Here is a 20,010-nt window from a genome sequence, read left to right as displayed (position 1 = left end):
GCGGGCTGCCAGCAGGCAGCCCGCCCGCGGCGAACCATTTCCTCGGAAGGAAACCATGACCATCGTTGTCGGCTACATCCCCAGCCCCGAAGGACTGGCCGCCGTGGACGCGGCCATCGAGGAGGCGACCCTGCGCCATACGAAGCTCGTCGTGCTGAACACGGGCAAGAATGGCGACTTCAACACCTCGGTATTTGCCTCACCCCAGGACTTGGACGCCCTCGATGCTCAACTGGCGGCGGCCGGGATCGAGCACGAGGTGCGTCAGGCCACCAGCGGTCGGCCGGCTACCGAGGAACTCCTGGCGGCGATTGAGTCGGATGGCGCGGATCTGCTCGTCATCGGTCTTCGTCGGCGCAGCCCCCTCGGCAAGCTGGTGCTGGGTTCGACCGCTCAGCAACTCTTGCTGGACGCGCCGTGCCGGGTGTTGGCTGTCAAAGCCTGAGAGGGGGCCAGTGGTCCGAGGTCAGCCGCGACCCAGCGCCGGGTCGCTGGCCAAGATCGGCATCTCCGTGGTGTCGGTCCCGAGGACAGACTTCTCTTCGGGCTTGTTCGGGAGGACATTCGCGACATAGTCGACGGTGGCATCTTCGATGCGAATGTCGCTCCCGGCCAGCTCGGCCATGTACCAGCGGTGCTCCAGAATCTCGTGGAACAGCTCGGCGGGCTCGAGCTTGCCCCGCATCGCGACCGGCACAGAGCGGGTGATCGGCTCGTAGATATCCGCTAGCCAGTCGTGCGCGACCAGCTCCTCGTCTTCGCCTTGGCGGTCCTGGGCTGCCCGGAAGGAGTCGAGGTCGTTGAGCAAGCGGCGGGCCTGGCCTTCTTCGACGTCGAGCCCGGTCAGGCGCAGGAGCCGGCGAGAGTGGTGGCCGGCGTCGACGACCTTGGGCTGAATGTAGATCGACGTGCCGCCAATGTCGGTCACAATCGCCAACTCATCGACATCGAAGCCAATCTCGTTGAGCCGGCGGATGCGATCCTCCACGCGCCAGCGTTCGTCGGTGCTGAACTCCTCGGACGCGGTCAGCTCGTTCCACAGCTCGCGGTAGCGCGTGACGATGCGCTCGGACGTCTCGATCGGGTCCTCCCCGTGGAGCAGGTCGCCGGCCTCGAGGTCGAAGAGTTCACCCGCGATGTTGACCCGGGCGATGTCGAGATCGTGCTCGCGCTGGCCGTCGGAGAGGCGGGCGCGCAGCTCGCCGGTCTCGGCATCGACGAGGTAGGCCGCGAACGCCCCCGCGTCGCGCACGAACAGCGTGTTGGACAACGAGACATCCCCCCACCAGAACCCGGCAAGGTGGAGCCGAACGAGCAGGACGGCGAGCGCATCGATGAGGCGGGCGGCGGTGTCGGGCCGGAGGGCCTGGCTGTAAAGCGCGCGGTAGGGGAGGGAGAACTGAAGATGGCGGGTGATCAGACAGGCGTCGAGGGGCTCGCCGTCATCGTCGAGTCGACCTTGGACCACGGCGAAGGGCTCGACGCACGGGAGGCCGAGCCGGTTGAGGTTGCGGAGCATGTGGTACTCGCCGATCGCCAACTCGGCCTTGATCTCCTTGACCGCCAGGATGCGGCCGGACAGTTTGACGAAGCGAACCACGTGCCGCGAGATGCCGCGGGGGAGCGCCGCCAGCCGCTCGGCCGGCCACTCCTCCAGGGGGACGTTCCACGGAAGGTCGAGTAGGGCCGGATCCGGCCGGGACGCCGTGATGTCGAGAGCCACCCCGCCATTGTCCCCCGTGGGCGGGTGGTGTGGGGGGCGGGTCCCGCCCTCCGAACTTCTGCAGCAGAAGTTCGGAGGACCGGGCCGGCAACGGCGAAGCGCCGCCCGGGGGGCCGGGCGGCGCTTCGGTGTGGTCCGCGGGAGGCGGGCCGGGTGGTCAGTCGACGAGGCGCTCGCCGGTCTGGCCGTTGAAGAGGTGCACGTGGCCCTCCATCGGGGTGATGTAGACGGTCGTGCCCTTCTCCGGGGGACGGCGGCCGTCGACGCGCGCGATGAACGGCTTCTCGACACCCTCTTCCTTGGTGACCGAGCCGGCCTGCGGCGTGCCGTAGACGTAGGCGTCGGCGCCGAGCTCCTCGACAACCTCGATGGTGATGGGCAGGCCGTCACCGTCGGGGCGAACCTCGACATCCTCGGGGCGAACACCGACGATGACCTCGGAGCCCACGTTGCCGAGCGCGGCGCGGGGGACCGGGATGACCTTGGAGCCGAACCGCACGCCACCGTCGGTCACCGGCATGCCGATGAGGTTCATGGCGGGGGAGCCGATGAAGCCAGCGACGAACAGGTTGTTGGGGTGGTCGTACATGTGACGCGGGCTGTCGCACTGCTGCAGCAGGCCGTCCTTGAGCACCGCAACGCGGTCACCCATCGTCATGGCCTCGGTCTGGTCGTGGGTGACGTAGACCGTGGTGACGCCGAGGCGGCGCTGCAGGGACGCGATCTGCGTGCGGGTCTGCACGCGGAGCTTGGCATCGAGGTTGGACAGCGGCTCGTCCATGAGGAAGACCTGGGGTGAACGCACGATGGCGCGACCCATGGCGACACGCTGACGCTGACCACCGGAGAGAGCCTTCGGCTTGCGCTCGAGGTACTGGGTCAGGTCGAGGATCTTGGCCGCTTCCTTGACGCGGGTGTCGATCTCGGACTTGTTGACGCCGGCGATCTTCAGGGCGAAGCCCATGTTGTCGGCGACCGACATGTGCGGGTAGAGCGCGTAGTTCTGGAAGACCATCGCCACGTCGCGGTCCTTGGGCGAGAGGTTGGTGACGTCGCGGTCACCGATCCAGATCTTGCCGCCGTTGACCTCTTCGAGGCCGGCCAGCATGCGGAGGCTGGTGGACTTGCCACAGCCAGAGGGGCCGACGAGGACGAGGAACTCGCCGTCCGCGATGTCGATGTTGAGCTTGTCGACCGAGGGACGGGTGGCGCCGGGGTAGACCCGGGTGGCTTCGTCGAACTTGACTGTTGCCATGAGGGGATGACTCCTTCACCGGCAGGAACGTGCCGGACGATCCGTTGTAAAGGTGGTGCACCACCGGACATCGGTGTCCGGGGCATCCCAAGTGTGCCGGACGCCACACCAAAAGGCCAGTTGCCGCCCGGGGGTTGGACATCGTCCCGCCGTTATGAATCCGAGACATTTTGCAGCCGTCTGAAGTCTCTTGCAGAAGGGTGCCATTTGCTTTCAAGCAGGGTGTATGGTGCTCTCACTTCTGCAGGGACGCAACGGTTGCTCCCTTGCGATCCACTTAGGAGAGTTAATGCACAAGCGTGCTTTCGGAGCCGCCGCCCTGACCGGGAGCAATAGTCAAGACCTGTGGATGGGTGTGTCATGAGGCGAGTTGGTCACCTCCGTTCTGGTCGTTGTCGCGTTCGATGAGCACGCCGTTCTTGAAGCGGGCGCCGGCGCGGACGAGGGCAACTTTGTGGGGGGCGTTGACCGCGCGCCACCGGCGTTGTGCGGACTCGATGAGCTTGAACGCCATCGCGATTCCGGCGGCGCGGGAGCCGGGGCCTTTGGTGATCCGCTGCCGTAGCCGCACGGTCGCGAACGTGGACTCGATCGGGTTGGTGGTGCGCAGGTGGATCCAGTGCTCGGCCGGGTAGTCATAGAACCTCAACAGGACCTCGAGGTCGTCGGTGATCTTCGCCGCGGCTTTGGGCCACTTGGTCCCGTACTCGGCCCCGAACGCCTTGGCGGCTCGTTCGGCGTGGTCCTTGTCCTCGGCGTTCCAGATCTCCGCCAACGCGGCCTTGGCGCTTGGGTGCGCTGATTTCGGCAGCGCCGCAAGAACGTTCGCGATCTTGTGGAACCAGCACCGCTGGGCCTTGGTGTCCGGGAAGACATCGCGCACCGCGGCCCAGAACCCCAGCGCGCCGTCACCGACCGCCAGCACCGGGGCGCGCATCCCGCGCCGTTTGCAGTCGCGCAGCAGGTCCGCCCACGACTCGGCCGACTCGCGGAACCCGTCCGCGAGAGCGACCAGTTCCTTGGTGCCATCGGCGCGGACCCCGATCATCACCAACAGACAGATCCGGTCCTGCTCCAGGCGGACCTTGACGTGGATCCCGTCGACCCACAGATAGACGTAGTCCACCTCGGCCAGCGAGCGAGCAGCGAAGGCGCGGGCCTCATCCTGCCACTGCTGCGTCAACCGGGTCACCGTCGAGGAGGACAGGCCCGCAGCCGAGCCCACGAACTGCTCCAACGCCGGCACGAAATCCCCGCTGGACAACCCATGCAGGTACAGCAACGGCAACACCTCAGCCACGCCCGTGGACTTACGCGCCCACGCCGGCAAGATCGCCGACGCGAACCGGCGCCGGGCCCCGGTGACCTCATCGACCCGCTTGTCGTTAACCCGCGGCGCCCGGACATCGACCGCGCCCGCCGCGGTCGCGACCTGCCTCGGTTCGTGGCTGCCGTTACGAACCACCAGCCGGCGGCCATCCTCATCGACCTCGTGCGCGTGAGCGTCGATGTAGGCGGCGACCTCGGCCTGTAACGCCGCCGCCAACATCGCCCGGGCACCCTCACGGGCCAGCTCATCGAGCATCGACCCGCCGACCGCGGCCGGGGTGTACTGGTTGGCCTGCGACTCCTGGTGAACTACGGTGAGCATGGCGTACCTTCCCGAACCAGCGCGTCAACGCCGGTCCTGATCAGAGCTACTTGGACTTCAGATCTTCCTCGGGAAGGTGCGCCATCTCACGCCCGCCCCGCCGAGCACCCATCCACAGATTCTGATCATTGCTCCCTGACCGGTGTGGCTGCCCTGGTCCTCGCCGGCTGCGGTAGCAGCGGCGACACGACGTCCACGTCCTCCACCACGAGCGCCAGCGCCGCTGCCAGCTCGTCGGAGTCCTCGACCGCTTCGACGTCGGAGACGTCCGCCGCGGCCCCCGCCGAGGTTGACGCCAAGAACCCGTCCCGTGCGGACGCCGACCTGGTCATCTGGGCCGACGCCGACCGCGCGCCGATCCTGACCAAGTACGCCCAGCAGTTCGCTGCCGACAACGGCGTCACCGTCGCTGTCCAGATCGCCACCGAGACCCGCAAGCAGTTCGGAGACGCCACCAAGGTCGGCAAGGGCCCGGACATCGTTGTTGGCGCGCACGACTGGCTGGGCGAGCTCGTCCAGAACGGCACCGTCGCCCCGATCCAGCTCGACGAGGCCACCGCCGCCAAGTTCGCCCCTGCTGCGATGAATGCGAGCAAGTTCGACGGCCAGAACTACGGCGTTCCGTTCTCCGTCGAGAACATCGCCCTGGTCCGCAACACCGACCTGGCCCCCGACGCCCCCGCCACCATGGATGACCTGCTGACGGCCGCCAAGGCTGCTAAGGCCAAGGACTCCAAGGTTTCCGTCCTGCTCGACCAGTCCGTCGGCAAGACCGGCAACGCCTACTACACCTACCCGTGGCTCTCCGCCTACGGCGGTGGCATCTTCGCCCTCAAGGACAACGGCGACTACGACGCCGACAAGGTCATCGTCAACTCGGCCGAGTCCCTCAAGGGTGCCGAGCAGCTCGCCATGATGGGCAAGGACAAGGTCCTCTCCACCAACGTCGGCGACGACAACGCTGAGGGCATCTTCACCAGTGGCAAGGCTCCGTTCTTCTTCACCGGCCCGTGGTCGATCCCCAACATCAAGAAGGCCGGGATCAACTACGCCATCTCCAACCTGCCGAGCCTGCCCGGCGGCGACGCCATGAAGCCGTTCCTCGGTGTCCAGCTGTTCTACGTCTCGGCCAAGGCCAACAACGCCACGCTGGCCCAGGAGTTCGTGACCAACTACGTCCCGACCAAGGACTTCCAGCTGGCCCTCTTCGAGGCTGGCGGCCGCCCGCCGGCGCTGACCGAGGCCTACGACGAGGTCGCCGCGGCGAACCCCGAGGTCAAGGCCTGGTACGAGGCTGGCAAGGACGGCAAGCCCATGCCCAACATCCCCGCGATGAACTCCGTCTGGGGTCCGCTGGGTCAGGCCGCTGCCGACGTCATCTCCGGCAAGGCCGAGGCCAAGGCTCGCTTCGACGCGGCCCAGAAGGAGATCGAGAAGGCCATCAAGGGCGCTTCCTGATCCACCGATGAGCCACGGGTGGCTCCGTGGCGACCACAAGTCGCCACGGAGCCGCCGTGACCATTACCCCCGCTTTGCTGCACGTCCTCTTGCTTCACGACCTGCGCCGACCAACCCCGGCGCCGCCACCGTCGCTGGCCCGTATGCCGCAATCGCCTCGCCTCCGTGGGGAGGCAGACCATCCGCTGGGAGTTGATCTGATGGCCGCAGTCCCGTCATCCCTTGAGCCGATGAAACTCGGCTCGGGATATCACACGCCGTGGTGGGCGACCGCCGCCAAGTGGGGCCTCCTTGCCATAGCCGGCCTCTTCGCCGCCTATGTGATTCAGAAGCTGATCTCTAGCGGCTCCTGGCTGGGCGTGGTCATCACCGCTTTTATCGCGATGTGCTTCCTCGCGGTCTACGGCACGCGCCGTGCCGTGCCGATGAAGTACCTCCTGCCCGGCCTCGTGCTGCTCGTCACGCTGCAGATCTGGCCGATCGTCTACACCGTGGCGACTGCGTTCACGAACTACGGCCAGGGCCACACGCTGTCCAAGCAGGACGCGACGGACCGCAACCTGGCCAACTCCGTCAAGGAGGTCGAGGGCACCGAGCGCTACAAGCTGTCCATCGCGGTCCCCGAAGGCACGGACGTCGCCACGGGCGAGATCACGTTCTTGCTGACCAAGCCGGATGGCTCGATGTTCGTCGGGACCAGCAAGGGCCTGGAGCCGCTCGCCGCGGACGGCATCGAGAAGACCGACACGGGCAAGATCACCAAAGCACCGGGCTACACGATCCTCAACGCCCGCGAGGCCAACAAGCGCAGCAAGGACCTCAACGCCTTCGCCGTGCCGGTCAACGCCAACGCCGGCATCAAGTCGGTCGGCATCAGCAGCGCCTTCGAAGGCGCACCGACGTTGAAGTACGACGCGGCCGCCGACACCGTGACCGACACGGTCAAGAACGTCGTCTACAGCCCCAAGAACGCTTACTGGACGGCGCCCGATGGCCAGACCCTGGCCACCGGCTGGAAAGAGAATGTCGGCACCAAGAACTTCTCCGACCTGCTGACCAACGAAACCATCCGTTCGGGGTTCTTCAAGATCTTCCTTTGGAACGTCGCCTTCGCCGCGTTGTCGGTGATGTCGACCTTCATCCTCGGCATGCTGTTGGCGCTGTTGTTCAACGACCCGAAGTTGAAGGGCAAGGGCTTCTACCGCTCGATGCTGATCCTTCCCTACGCGATCCCGGGCTTCGTGACCGCGCTGGTCTGGGCGTCGATGTTCAACCAGGAGTTCGGCCTGATCAACAGCCTGACCCACCTCAACATCGACTGGCTCGGCAATCCGTGGGCGGCCAAGGCGGCGATTCTGATCACCAACCTGTGGCTCGGCTTCCCCTACATGTTCCTGGTGTGCACCGGCGCTTTGCAGTCCATCCCTGGCGACGTCAAAGAGGCCGCCAAGATCGATGGCGCCGGCCCGCTGCGGACCCTCCGCTCCATCACGATGCCGCTGCTGCTCGTGGCGGTCGGGCCGCTGTTGATCGCCTCCTTCGCCTTCAACTTCAACAACTTCTCGTTGATCTACCTGTTGACGCAGGGTGGTCCGTTCGCTGCGGACAACACCAGCATCGGCTCGACCGATCTGCTGATCACCTACGCCTTCCGCCTCGCGTTTGCCGGCGCTAGCCCGAACATCGGCCTCGCCTCCGCCGTCTGCATCTTCATCTTCTTCATCGTCGCGGCCATGAGCTACTCCGGCTTCCGTCGCACCAAGTCCTTGGAAGAGGTCAACTGATGTCGAATGTCACCGACGCCGTGGCCGTCGCCGTCCCGGACGGCCGCGCGGCCGTCGCCAAGTCGCCGCGTGCCTCCGGTTCGGGGACCTGGTGGCGGCACGCCCTGGGCCTCGTTACCCTGATCTGGGCGCTCTTCCCAATCCTGTTCCTCATCTCGGCCGCCATCAACCCGGCGGGGTCCCTGCAGACCAGTTCGCTGATCCCCTCCGGTTCGTCGCTGGCGAACTTCCGCACTCTCTTCGATGACGCATCGCGGCCATACACCTCGTGGTACAAGAACTCGATGATCATCGCGCTGGTCGGATCCTTGGGTTCGGTCTTCATCGGGGCCTGCGCGGCATACGCCTTCTCTCGCATGCGTTTTGCCGGTCGGCGCCCAGGCCTCCTCGGCCTGCTGCTGCTGCAGATGTTCCCGGCCATGCTGACCTTCCCGGCGCTCTATCTGACCTTTGCCAAGCTCGGCGACATCATCCCGGCGCTGGGACTCAACTCCATTTGGGCCCTGATCCTGTGCTACCTCGGCGGCGCAATGGGGGCGAACGTCTGGCTGCTCAAGGGCTACTTCGACACGATCCCCAAGGAGCTTGACGAAGCGGCCAAGGTCGACGGGGCCAGCCACGCGCGCATCTTTTTCACGATGACGTTGCGCCTCGTCCTGCCGATCCTGGTCACGGTCTTCATGCTCAGCTTCGTGGGGCTCTTCTCCGAGTTCCTGCTGGCCAGCATCTTCTTGCAGGACGTCAACAGCCAAACGCTCGGTGTCGGCCTCTACAGCATGTCGATCGGCAACGAAAAGAACCGCCTCTTCGGCCAGTTTGCCGCCGGCGCGTTGCTCGCCTCCGTCCCGGTCGTGCTTCTCTACCTCGGCTTCCAGCGGTTCCTCATCGGCGGTATGACGCAGGGTTCGGTGAAGTGAGCCCCGCGGCTCATCTGCTAAACACCCCGCATCACGACGGCTCGAGTCGCTACGTCTCCGAACTGCACCCGCGGTTGGGGGAGACCGTCGACCTCCTGGTCCGCGTCCCGCATGCGGCCGATGTCGGCAGCATTCACGTCCGCACGACCCCCGATGCCGAGCCGAAGTTCACCGCCGCGCGCATCGACCGGAGCACCGCCACCGACACGTGGTGGCGGGTTCCGGTGCTCATCCATAACCCGGTCACGAACTATCGCTTCCTGCTCCAGGGTGGGCCGCTCGGCTACCAGTGGCTCAATGGCACGGGTCTGCACGACCGGGACGTGCCGGACGCCGCGGACTTCCGGCTCACGGCATACGACGCGCCGCCGGCCTGGAGCGACGAGGCGATCGTCTATCAGATCTTTCCCGACCGCTTCGCCCGGTCGGCGGCGGCCGACGCCCGGGAGACCCCCGACTGGGCGGTCGCCGTCGCCTGGGACGAGCCCGTCACCGGCCGCGGCCCGCTCACCGGGCGGCAGTTGTATGGCGGTGACCTCGCCGGCATCGCCGAGCACCTCGACCACATCGCCGACCTCGGGGTCAATGTCGTCTACCTGACTCCCGTCTTCCCCGGGCGGTCCAATCACCGGTATGACGCGTCCACCTTCGACGCCGTCGACCCCGTCCTCGGCGGGGACGAGGCCCTCGCGGACCTCGTCGAAGCGATCCACGCTCGCGGGTTGCGCATCCTCGGTGACTTCACCACCAATCACACCGGCGTCGGGCACGACTGGTTCGTCCGGGCCCAGGCCGACCCCGAGTCGGAGGAGCGCGGCTACTACTTCTTCGACGGCCAGGAGTATGCCGCGTGGCTGGGCGTGAAGTCCCTGCCGAAGCTCAACTACGACAGTGAGGCGCTCGCCCATCGTGTCTTCGACGACCCCGATGGCGTCGTCAAGAAGTGGCTGGCCGGCCCGAACGGCCTCGACGGCTGGCGCGTGGACGTTGCGAACATGACCGGGCGACATGGGGTCCAGGACCGCAACGCCGAAATCGCCCGGCGGATGCGGGCGGCGATGGCCCAGGTCGATCCCGACTCGCTCGTCATCGGCGAGCACTGCCACGACTTCTCGCTGGATGCGATGGGCGACGGCTGGCACGGAGTCATGAACTACGCCGGGTTCACCCGGCCCCTGTGGACCTGGCTGCGGCACCCCGGGCATGCGCCCGACTTCCTCGGCCTGCCGGTCATCGTGCCGCGCCTCGGCGGCCGGGCGGTCATGGAGACAATGCGCGAGTTCGCCGCGATCATCCCGTGGTCCACGCTGACGCACAGCTTCAATCTGGTCGGCTCGCACGACACCACTCGGGTGCGCAGTCTCGTCGGTGACGATGCCGGCCAAGTCGATGTCGCGGCCGGGCTGCTGCTGACGATGCCCGGCATACCGATGATCACCTATGGCGACGAGATCGGCATGCTCGGTGAGTTCGGCGAGGACGGTCGCCGGCCGATGCCCTGGGATGCACCGCGCGAGGCGCCGCTGTGGGACGAGCGCATCCATGACGTCTATCGCGGGCTGATCGCGGCTCGCACCGAGTCCGTGGCCCTGCGTGCGGGAGGCCTGCGCTGGGTCTATGCCGACGATGACGTGCTGATCTACCTGCGCGAGCATCCCGAGCAGACCGCCCTGGTCCACCTGGCGCGGCTCGGCCACGACCCGATCCGGTTGCCCCTCGCGGCGCTGGCCGGGATCGAGGGGGGGAGCGCGGCATACGGCTCGCTGGTCCGGATCGAGGGGGATGAGGTGGTCCTTGCGGCCAGCGGCCCCGAAGTGGGAGTGACGACGTGGACATCCCCCGCATGAAGATTCGCCTGACCGAGGTCGCCGCCCAGGCCGAGGTGAGCGAGGCGACGGTCAGTCGCGTGCTCAACGGCAAGCCTGGCGTATCCGAGGCGACGCGCGCCGCCGTGCTCACGGCGATCGACGTGCTTGGCTACGAGGTGCCCGTCAAGCTCCGGCCCCGCAGTGGCGCGCTGGTTGGCCTCATCGTCCCCGAGTTGACGAACCCGATCTTCCCGGCATTCGCGCAGACCATCGAGACCGGCTTGGCGATGCGCGGGTTCACGCCCGTGCTGTGCACCCAGACCCCGGGCGGGTTGCACGAGGACGTCTATGTCCAGATGCTGCTCGATCGCGGCGTCGCCGGGATCATCTGCGTCTCGGGTCAGCACGCCGACACCCAGGAGGGCGTGGAGCGCTACACCGCGTTGGTCGACCAGGGCATCCCGCTCGTGCTGGTCAACGGCTACCGCGAGGGGGTGCGGGCGGCCTTCGTCTCCAGCGACGACGACGCGGCGATCGAGTTGTCGCTGCGGCACCTGATCGAACTCGGCCACCGCCGGATCGGCCTCGCGGTGGGGCAAACGCAATACGTCCCCGTGCGGGACAAGATCGCCGCTTTCCGGCGCCTCGCCGCCGAAGAACTCCCCGAACTCGACGTGGACGAGTTCATCCAATCCGGCCTGTTCACCGTCGAAGGCGGCGGTCTGGTCGCCAGACGACTGGTGGAGAAGGGGGCGACCGGCATCATCTTTGCCTCGGACATCATGGCGCTCGGGGCGGTACGGCAAGCCCAGCGGATGGGGCTGTCGGTGCCGCGGGACCTCTCCATCGTGGGCTATGACGACTCGCTGCTGATGGGGTTCACCGATCCGCCGCTGACGACGATCCGGCAGAGCGTCGCGGAGATGTCGGATGTTGTCGTGCAAGCGCTGCTGGCGCAGATCAACGGCGACATGACGGCTCCCCCGGAGTTGGTCTTCCGGCCCGAGCTCGTCGTACGCGCCTCGACGGCTCGCGTGCCCGAGCGCGGCACGTCGGCCAACCTCGCCCTCGCCTGACCGCCCCTCCGTCAGTCGGCGGGGGTCAGCCGCGCAGGCCCGCCAGGAGCGCCAGCACCGCGGCGGCGGCCGTCGGGTCATCCACGCGGTAGGCCGCGGCGGTGTCCCCCGGCCCCACCTTGATCCCAATGTCGGTCGGGCGCAGCCGGGCGAAGACGGTCTCGTCCGTCACGTCGTCGCCGAGGAACAGGACAGCATCGGCGTTGGTCGCCTCGGCCAAGGCCATCAGGGCAGCCCCCTTGGTCGCCTTGGCGACAAGGAACTCGACGACGTCCTTGCCGTGCATCACCTCCACCTGGCCGTATGCCGCGGCCGCCCCCACCGCCGCCTGGCTCGCCGCGAGCGCGACCAGGGGATCGAGCCCGCGGGTATGCACTGCGGTCGCCATCGGCTTGTGCTCCAACCGTGCTCCGGGATGAGCCGCGACGGCCTCGGCCAGGCTCGCGTTGAGGCCGAACAGGTCTTGCCCCTGCTCCTCGGTCAGGGCCATGCCCGCCCCCGAGTTGGTGGACTCCGCCCCATGGCTGCCGTAGAGCAGTAGCGGCGCCTGCGCCCCGCTGACCTCGGTGAGGGAGCCCAGCGCACGGCCGCTGACTAGGGCGACCGTGGTGCCTTCCGTCCCAGCGAGAGCCATCAGCGAATCCATCGTCCCGGGCAGTGGGCGGGAGTCCCGCGGGTCGTCGACCAACGGGGCGAGAACCCCGTCGAAATCGGTGGCGACGACGACGCGGGGGAGCGCGGCATACGTCTCAAGAGCGGTGCGAAGCTCGCCCGAGATGAGGGGCTGGGGTTGAGAGTCGGGGATGGGAATCTCAGGCATCCTCGGCCTCCTCGGGCCGATGCGGCGCGTGCTCAAGCGCAGCCAGAAAGTTGGTCGCCCACGTCTGCACATCCTTGGCCCCGACGACCTTGCGCAGGGACTTCATGCGTTTGCGCCGCTCCCGCACCGGGTCGGTGATCGCCTTGGTGATGACGCGCTTGGTGCCCTCAATGTCGTGCGGATTGCAGACATAGGCCGACTTGAGCTCGTGATAGGCGCCGGTGAACTCCGAAAGCACCAGCGCGCCGTCGCCGTCGTGCCGACAAGCGACATATTCCTTGGCCACGAGATTCATGCCATCGCGCAGGGGCGTGACCAGCATGACGTCGGCGGCCTGGAAGAGCGCCGCCATCTCGTCACGACCGTAGGAATGGTGGAGGTACTCGACCGCGGAGGAGCCGATCGCGGCATACTCCCCGTTGATGCGGCCCACCGTGCGCTCGATCTCGGTGCGCAGCTGCCGATAGGCCTCGACACGCTCGCGGGACGGCGTGGCGACCTGCACCAACACCACGTCCGGCGGCCGGATCACGTTGTCTCGCAAGAGTTCTTCATAGGCCTTGAGCCGGTGGCGGATGCCCTTGGTGTAGTCGAGTCGATCGACGCCCAGCAATATCTTTTTCGGATTGCCTAGCGACTCGCGAATCTCGCGGGCTCGCGCCTGCACCTCCGGAGTCCGGGCGAGCTCGTCGAGGCCGGCGGTGTCGATCGAGATCGGGACGGCGCTGGCGCGCACGACGCGGCCGTCAACGGTCTGGACGTGCTCGCCGCGGGTGCTCAGGCGGGCCAGCCGGCGGCAGGCGCGCACGAAGTTCTCGGCATCGGCCTTGCGCTGGAAGCCCAGGAAGTCGGCGCCGAGCAGGCCGGAGATGATCTCCTCCCGCCACGGCAGCTGCGCGAACAACTCGACGGCCGGGAAGGGGATGTGATCGAACCAGCCGATGCGCACGTCCGGACGCTGGGCCCGCACCATCGCCGGGACCAGCTGGAGTTGGTAATCGTGAATCCACACGGTGGCGCCCTCGGCGGCTACCGCACAGACCGCATCGGCGAAGCGCTGGTTGACCGTCTTGTATGCCGCCCACCACGACCGGTGGAAGGTCGCCGGAACGATCACGTCGTGATAGATCGGCCACAGGGTGTCGTTGCTGAACCCCTCATAGAAGTCAGCCACCTCGGCGGCCGACAGCGGGACGGGCACCAGCTCCATGCCGTTGTCGGTGAAGGGGGCGGGGGCGTCGCCCGCATCGCCCGCCCAGCCGACCCAGGCGCCGTCGCGTCCGCGCATGACGGCATCCATGGCGGTGACCAAGCCACCAGGGCTGCGGCGCCAGGACACCTCGCCGTCGGGTCCGGTGAGTTTGTCGACGGGCAGGCGGTTGGCGGCAATGACGAGGTCGTAGCGTTCGTTTTCCATATTGCCTCCACCCTATGAGGCCGGTCCGACAACCCCCGCCGTGACCGTCCACCGATTGGACTTCGGGTCTCACTTCGGCGACTTGTCGGCGGCTCCTCTGGCGGTCGGACCGCGCGGCCACTAGCGTCGGGCCCATGAAGATCTCTGAGGTTGTTCGCACCAAGGGCAATGGCGTGGTGACCATCACCCCCGACGCGACCGTCGGGGACCTGCTGGCCATGCTTTCCGAGCACCGCATTGGTGCCGTCGTGGTCAGCGGTGACGGGACGTCGGTCAGCGGGATCGTCTCCGAGCGTGACGTCGTGCGCCACCTCCACTCCAGCGGTCCCGGGATCATCGAGGGTCCGGTCTCGCAGATTATGACAAGCGAGGTCCGCACGGCCGGGCCGGATTCCGACCTGGAGGAGCTCGAGACCACGATGACCGAGCACCGCATCCGGCACGTGCCGATCGTGGTTGACGGCAAGCTCGCCGCGATCGTCAGCATCGGCGACGTCGTCAAGAACCGGATCAACAGCCTGCAGGCTGAACGCGACCAGCTGTACGGCTACATCCAGCAGTAGCTCGGGTTCCATCGGCGCCTCGATTACCGTAGGTCTATGACGGACGTGGCGATCGGGCAGGAGCCCAGCCCCGATGCGCCCGATTCTGGTGACACCGATCCTGTTGGCGTGACCGAGTTCACGACGATCGGTGGCTACCGACTGATCCAGCAGCTCGGCGAGGGCGGTATGGGTGTGGTCCACCTCGCCCTCGACCGCTCCGGTCGCGCGGTGGCCATCAAAGTGCTGCGTCCCCACGTCGCGGTGGATCCGGCGGCGCGCACGCGCCTGGCTCGGGAGGTCGAGACCCTCAGCCGCATCCGCCACCCGAACGTCGCCGGCATCGTGGATCACGACGTCGTCGGGGAGCGGCCGTTCATCGTCACCCGCTATATCGCCGGGCCGCCGCTGGATCAGGTGGTCGAGTCTGAGGGTCCCCTCACGGGGGCGGCACTACTGGAGCTGGCGCGGGGACTCGCCCAGGCCCTGCACGCCATCCATGCCGCCGGCGTGGTGCACCGGGATGTCAAGCCCGGCAATGTGCTGCTCCTCGACGGATCACCCGTGCTGATCGACTTCGGCATCGCGCACATCGCCGACGACGAACGCCTCACCCGCACCGGGCTGGTCATGGGCACCCCGGGCTATCTCTCGCCGGAGATCATCGAGGGTGCCGACGTCACGGAATCAACGGACTGGTGGGGATGGGCGGTGACGCTCGGGTTCGCTGCCGCCGGTCGCCCGCCCTTCGGGCGAGGCTCGATGGAGGCTGTCCTCTCGCGAGTGGTCGCCGGCAACGCCAACCTCCGGGGCGTCGACCCTCGCCTGGTCCCACTCCTGGACGCGGCGCTCTCCCCCTATCCCGAGGAGCGCCCGACCGACGCCGAGATCATCGAGGCATTGGAGACGTATGCCGCGGGCGGCGATGTCACCGACGTCCTGCGGACCGCCTCCTCCCGGGCCCCGTTGACGGCACCGATCGAGGCGCCGCCGACGGCGGTGCTTCCGCCGGCCGAGGTGCCACGGCGCCGAGACACGCCCTGGTCGGCCGAGCCCGGCGAGCCCGCGGTGCGGGCTGCCCGCCCTCAGACACGGGTCCCGGACCGGATCGCGCCGCCACCGCGGCGCCCGGAGCCGACCTATCGTCAGCCGGAACCGCGGGCCGAGACCGAGTCACCGACGTGGGCGCCGCCGAGAGCCACGGCCGGGGGCGAGTTCTCCGGAGCAGACTCCTCCAGAGGCGAGTCCTCGCGAGGTGAGCCGTCCGGGTTCCGATCGGCGGTGGGACCTGCCGGCGGGACATTGCCATCCGCCCCGTCCGGTACCGGACACCCCAGAACGGCGCCACCCAGCCCGCCATACGCCGGAACAGGGCAACCCGGAACAGGGCACCCCGGCACGCCCCTTCCCCCGCGCCCGGCCATGGCCGGCGACCCGCGGATCGGGCGCGCCGCCCGGTCGGGGACCCTCGCGGCACTCGGGGCGCTGTTGGTGGTGACGGCCGCGGCATACCCCGCCTTGGCAGTGACCATCGCCCTGATCTGGTCCGTGGTCGCCCGCACGGCCGAACGCTCGGTGACCGCGTCGGTGCTGCGGCGCCACAGCAAGGGGGCGCGCTCAGGCGACGTCGCGCGGTCGGTGGCCGCGGGCCCGGTGCACGTGGTCGGGGGCGTCATCTCGACCGCTGCTGCCTCGATCATGCCGGCGATCGTCGGTGCGGCCGGGGTCTTCGTGAGCCTGTTCCTGCTTCGCAACCTGGCCACGGTCAGCGACGCGACGGAATACCAGGTGGCGTTGGCGACGGGGATGGCGCTGACGATCTTCATCGCGTGGTTCGGCCCGGGCGGGGCGAGTCTGCGCCGCGGCAGTCGGAGCCTCGCCCGCGGGATCGCCCCGACGGCGACTTCCGCCCAGGTTGCCACCGGCGTGTTCCTCGTCGTGGCGCTCGGCCTGATCGGCGCGCTCGCGCTGCGGACTGGGCTGCCCATCTGGACGCCCTGGACCGAGCCGCCGGCGTTGTTCAACACGATCGACCTGCGGCGCTGAGGCCGTGGGCGTCGTCACCTGGATCGACCGGCTCCAGCGGCGGCATCCGGTCTTGGGCTACCCGCTCGGGGTGATCTACAAATTCTTCGATGACGGGGGCGGCTACCTCGCGGCGATGCTGGCCTACTACGCCTTCGTCTCGCTGTTTCCGGCGCTGTTGTTGTTGTCCACGGTGCTGTCGATCGTGCTGCGCAACGACCCCGACCTGCAGGAGCGGATCATCAACTCCGCCCTCTCGACCGTGCCCGTCATCGGGCAGCAACTTGGTGACCCGAAGTCGCTGAGCGGGGGGACCGCCGGTGTGATCGCGGGTGTCGGTTTCGCGCTCTACGGTGGTCTGGGCGTGGGCAACGCGCTGCAGTTCGCGATGAACACCATCTGGGGAGTCGAGCGCAATAGTCGACCGAATCCGTTGATGGCGCGCGTCCGCAGCTTCCTACTCGTCTTCACGGCCGGGTTGGCGGTCATGGCGACGACGGCGATCTCGTGGATCGCCGGCAACTATTCCGACTGGCCGCGGACCGTGCGCGTCCTGGTCATTGTGGCGACCTTCGCGATCAACGTGGGCGTCTTCCTGTTGGCTTTCCGAATCGGGGCGGGCCGGCCGCGGCGACGCCATCAACTGCCCGGGGCCATCGTGGCCGCGGTTGCATGGCATCTGCTGCAGAACTACGGACTGTTGTATGTCGGTCGGGTCGTCCGTCGCGCCTCGACCTCCAATGGTGTGGTCGCCTTCGTCATCGGTCTGCTGGCGTTCTTCTATGTCACCGCAGTGGTCGTGCTCATCTGTGCCGAGATCAACGTGGTGGCCGCCTATCGGCTGTATCCGCGGGCGCTGCTGACCCCGTTCACGGACAACGTCGAACTCACCGATGCGGACGTCCGGGCGTATGCCGCGCAGGCCCGCACCATGCGGACGAAGATGTATGAGTTCATCGACGTCCGATTCGAGCATCCGGACGCGGCCCAGTCGGGGCAGATCGTGGACCCAAGACCCGCGCACATCCGGGGGATACCGCCACCCGCCAAGGCGGACCCGGACGACTAAGGGGTGTACGGCTGACGGAGCCGACCCGCTCAGCCGGGTTCGTTTTCGTGGCCGGGGGTCGGGCCGAGCCCGCGATAGGCCTCGGTCGGGTCGACCGACCCGGTGACGACACCATAGATCGTCTCGTGGATGGGGAGATCCTGCTGATAACGCTGGGCGAGCTCATGCGTGGTCACCGCGGTTTTGAGACCCTCGGCGACCATCGTCATACCGCCGGTGATCTCGGCGACGCTCATCCCGCGGCCAAGTTTTTCGCCGACTGAGCGATTGCGGGAGGCGGGGCTGAGGCAGGTGGCGATCAGATCGCCCATACCGGCAAGTCCCGCGAACGTCGTTGCCTGCCCGCCCATCGCGACGCCGAGACGCATGAGCTCGGCGAGGCCGCGCGTCATGACCAAGGCGCGGGTGTTGTCGCCGACGCCGAGGCCCTCGGCCATGCCACAGGCGATGGCGACGACATTCTTCAGTGCGCCGCCGAGCTCGCAACCGATGACGTCCTCGTTGGAGTAGACCCGGAACAGGCCGGAGGAGAGGACCTGCTGGAGGGCGCGAGCGACGGCCAGGTCGGGGGTGGCGACGACGCTCGCCGCGGCCTGCCCGGCCATGACCTCGCGGGCGATATTGGGGCCGGTCAGGGCGGCGACGGGGTGGTTGGGCAACTCTTCGCGAATGACCTCAGTCATCCGCAGCAGACTGCCCTGCTCGAAACCCTTGGCCAAGCTGACGACCGGGATCCACGGCCGGATGAGTTTGCGGGTGTTGGCCGAGGTCTCCCGGACAGCGCCGGTCGGCACACCCATGATCAACAACTCGGCGTGCCGCACCGCCTGCTCGAAGTCGTCGGTGGCCTTCAGTTTGGGGTTGAGGTCGAAGCCGGCGAGATATGCCGAGTTGCGGTGATCCTTGTTGATCTCCTCGACGACCGCGCTGTTGCGCGCCCAGATCATGGCGTCGTGGCGGCGAGCCACCAGGCTCGCCACGGTTGTGCCCCAGTTGCCGCCGCCCAACACGGTGACCTTCATCGGTCGCCCTCCTCCAGTCGCAATGTGCCCTGAGAATAGCGGGGTGGACCGGACGCAATAACCTGGCGCGGACGCAAAAGCTTTGGCGTCCGCGCCAGGTTATTGCGTCCGCTGGCTGTGCGCCGTCACCGTATTGCGTCCGGGACGACGCTCCGCCACGGCAGAATCGGGGTGGTGGGCACCTTCGATGCAGCCGAATACGACTCCCGCCTGACGCGCACGCGGGCCCGGATGGCCGGGGAGGGCATCTCGGATCTGTTCGTGAGCGATCCGGCCAATATCTACTACCTGACTGGCTACGACGCCTGCTCCTTCTATGTGCCACAACTCCTGTGGATCAGCAGCACCGAGCCCCTGCATCTCTTCCTCCGCGAGATCGACGCCTCCAGTGCGTGGCTGACCGCGAACCTGGCTCCGGATCAGGTTTTCGGCTACCCCGAGACGTATGTGCAGTGTGCCGACCGCCATCCGCTGGACTGGGTGGCTGACATCATTCGTCCCCGTCTCCCGGCCGACGCGGTGGCTGCCGTCGAGAGCGAGTCGCCGCACTACACCCTGCGCGCTCACCACGCGCTGACGGCGGGCCTTGGCCGGTCGCTTCAGCCCAGTCCCCGCCTGGTCAACTGGGTACGCGCGATCAAGTCCTCCGCCGAGATCGAGGTCATGCGCACGGCCGCCCGCATCACCGAACGGGTCTTCGAGGTCGCACTGGACGCCGTCCGCCCGGGGGTCCGCCAGTGCGATGCCGTGGCCGAGATCTACGCGGCCCAGATCGAAGGCGTGCCAGACGCGGGCGGGAGCTACGCGGCCATACCTCCGATTGTTCTGGCCGGGGCCAGCACGGCATTCCCGCATGTGCCTTGGTCCGATGAACCCTTCGTCGCCGACGAGGCGGTGGCCTTGGAACTGGCGGGGGCCAGGGCGCGATATCACGTTCCCCTGACCCGGACGATGTATCTCGGCACCCCACCCGCGACGCTCGCGGCACTCGCGGACGTGACCGGCGAGGGTCTCGACGCAGCGCTCGCCACGATGCGGCCCGGGGTCGCGACCGGTGCGCCGGCCGATGCGTGGACGGAGGTGATCGCGCGCCACGGCTACGTGAAGAAGAGCCGCGTAGGCTACCCCATCGGCATCGGCTATGCCCCGGATTGGGGCGAGCAGACGATGAGCCTGCGCCCGGGCGAGACCATCCCGCTAGAGGCCGGTATGACGTTCCACGTCATGATCGGGATGTGGCTGGACGGCGGCGGCTACTCGATCTCCGAGACGGTGCTGGTCACCGAGGACGGCGTCGAATGCCTCACCATCGTCCCGCGTGGGTTGATCTGCTCGTAGATTCACGGTGCCACTTCAGCCCGTCCCCTCCCCAGACGCGCCAAATCCCGCCGCGGACGCAATAACCTGCGGCGGACGCAAAAGCTATTGCGTCCGCCGCAGGTT

16 protein-coding genes are annotated in these 20,010 nt (G+C 67.6%); 10 read left to right on the top strand and 6 right to left on the bottom strand.

Translation table 11 applies throughout. The features are described 5' to 3' along the window. Positions 1-55 precede the first annotated feature (55 nt). Positions 56-445 carry a universal stress protein gene (locus tag BN13_RS06405; protein ID WP_048545366.1) on the top strand — a complete coding sequence of 130 codons (390 nt, stop codon included), beginning with the start codon at positions 56-58 and terminating at the stop codon, positions 443-445. A gap of 21 nt (positions 446-466) precedes the next feature. Here the strand turns inward: BN13_RS06405 and BN13_RS06400 are convergent, their stop codons facing one another. The 3 genes from BN13_RS06400 to BN13_RS06390 all read right to left on the bottom strand — a co-directional run bounded on the left by BN13_RS06400 (position 467) and on the right by BN13_RS06390 (position 4,629). Continuing rightward, positions 467-1,723 carry a DUF4032 domain-containing protein gene (locus BN13_RS06400; RefSeq protein ID WP_048545363.1) on the bottom strand — a complete coding sequence of 419 codons (1,257 nt, stop codon included), beginning with the start codon at positions 1,721-1,723 and terminating at the stop codon, positions 467-469. Between the two features lie 157 nt (positions 1,724-1,880). Beyond that, positions 1,881-2,978, bottom strand: coding sequence for an ABC transporter ATP-binding protein (locus BN13_RS06395; RefSeq protein ID WP_048545362.1), 1,098 nt, complete (start codon positions 2,976-2,978; stop codon positions 1,881-1,883). A gap of 358 nt (positions 2,979-3,336) precedes the next feature. After that, positions 3,337-4,629, bottom strand: a complete 1,293-nt coding sequence (locus BN13_RS06390; protein ID WP_048545359.1) for an IS256 family transposase — start codon at positions 4,627-4,629, stop codon at positions 3,337-3,339. 144 nt (positions 4,630-4,773) lie between these two features. On the opposite strand from BN13_RS06390, the gene BN13_RS06385 reads away from it, so the two are divergent. Genes BN13_RS06385 through BN13_RS06365 form a run of 5 tightly spaced genes read left to right on the top strand, consistent with a single transcriptional unit; the run spans position 4,774 to position 11,672 of the window. After that, entirely contained in the window at positions 4,774-6,087 is a 1,314-nt protein-coding gene (locus tag BN13_RS06385; protein ID WP_235433957.1) for a sugar ABC transporter substrate-binding protein, read from the top strand. 56 nt (positions 6,088-6,143) lie between these two features. Then, entirely contained in the window at positions 6,144-7,871 is a 1,728-nt protein-coding gene (locus BN13_RS06380; protein WP_235433956.1) for an ABC transporter permease subunit, read from the top strand. Further along, positions 7,871-8,788, top strand: a complete 918-nt coding sequence (locus BN13_RS06375; protein ID WP_048545354.1) for a sugar ABC transporter permease — start codon at positions 7,871-7,873, stop codon at positions 8,786-8,788. The genes BN13_RS06380 and BN13_RS06375 overlap by 1 nt, the downstream gene beginning before the upstream one ends. Next, positions 8,785-10,635 (top strand): glycoside hydrolase family 13 protein, encoded by a 1,851-nt coding sequence (locus tag BN13_RS06370; RefSeq protein WP_053079743.1) that lies wholly within the window; start codon positions 8,785-8,787, stop codon positions 10,633-10,635. Before BN13_RS06375 ends, BN13_RS06370 begins: the two co-directional genes overlap by 4 nt. Next, on the top strand, positions 10,617-11,672 hold the full coding sequence (locus BN13_RS06365) for a LacI family DNA-binding transcriptional regulator (RefSeq protein WP_321162895.1): 1,056 nt from the start codon (positions 10,617-10,619) through the stop codon (positions 11,670-11,672). The genes BN13_RS06370 and BN13_RS06365 overlap by 19 nt, the downstream gene beginning before the upstream one ends. A 25-nt stretch (positions 11,673-11,697) precedes the next feature. On the opposite strand, the gene otsB is transcribed toward BN13_RS06365, so the two are convergent. Continuing rightward, positions 11,698-12,492 (bottom strand): trehalose-phosphatase, encoded by a 795-nt coding sequence (gene otsB / locus BN13_RS06360; RefSeq protein ID WP_084733604.1) that lies wholly within the window; start codon positions 12,490-12,492, stop codon positions 11,698-11,700. Further along, positions 12,485-13,909 (bottom strand): alpha,alpha-trehalose-phosphate synthase (UDP-forming), encoded by a 1,425-nt coding sequence (locus BN13_RS06355; protein ID WP_048545352.1) that lies wholly within the window; start codon positions 13,907-13,909, stop codon positions 12,485-12,487. The genes otsB and BN13_RS06355 overlap by 8 nt, the downstream gene beginning before the upstream one ends. A 134-nt stretch (positions 13,910-14,043) precedes the next feature. On the opposite strand from BN13_RS06355, the gene BN13_RS06350 reads away from it, so the two are divergent. From BN13_RS06350 to BN13_RS06340, 3 genes are read left to right on the top strand one after another with little or no spacing between them, the layout of a single operon-like run. After that, entirely contained in the window at positions 14,044-14,472 is a 429-nt protein-coding gene (locus tag BN13_RS06350; RefSeq protein ID WP_048545350.1) for a CBS domain-containing protein, read from the top strand. A gap of 36 nt (positions 14,473-14,508) precedes the next feature. Then, positions 14,509-16,497 (top strand): serine/threonine-protein kinase, encoded by a 1,989-nt coding sequence (locus BN13_RS18285; RefSeq protein ID WP_053079742.1) that lies wholly within the window; start codon positions 14,509-14,511, stop codon positions 16,495-16,497. A gap of 4 nt (positions 16,498-16,501) precedes the next feature. Then, positions 16,502-17,545 carry a YihY/virulence factor BrkB family protein gene (locus BN13_RS06340; protein ID WP_235433955.1) on the top strand — a complete coding sequence of 348 codons (1,044 nt, stop codon included), beginning with the start codon at positions 16,502-16,504 and terminating at the stop codon, positions 17,543-17,545. 29 nt (positions 17,546-17,574) lie between these two features. Here BN13_RS06340 and BN13_RS06335 read toward each other — a convergent pair whose 3' ends face one another. Then, positions 17,575-18,567, bottom strand: a complete 993-nt coding sequence (locus tag BN13_RS06335; RefSeq protein WP_048545349.1) for an NAD(P)H-dependent glycerol-3-phosphate dehydrogenase — start codon at positions 18,565-18,567, stop codon at positions 17,575-17,577. Positions 18,568-18,741: 174 nt separating this feature from the next. Here BN13_RS06335 and BN13_RS06330 point away from each other — a divergent pair, with 174 nt between their 5' ends. After that, the gene (locus BN13_RS06330) at positions 18,742-19,905 is read left to right on the top strand and encodes a M24 family metallopeptidase (protein WP_157038471.1); all 1,164 of its coding nucleotides are present in this window, start codon (positions 18,742-18,744) and stop codon (positions 19,903-19,905) included. Positions 19,906-20,010 lie beyond the last annotated feature (105 nt).

This window comes from Nostocoides jenkinsii Ben 74 (assembly GCF_001046875.1).
GTDB lineage: Bacteria > Actinomycetota > Actinomycetes > Actinomycetales > Dermatophilaceae > Nostocoides_A > Nostocoides_A jenkinsii.
Note: the sequence above shows the minus strand (reverse complement) of the source record. Positions and strands in the feature narration are given on the sequence as shown.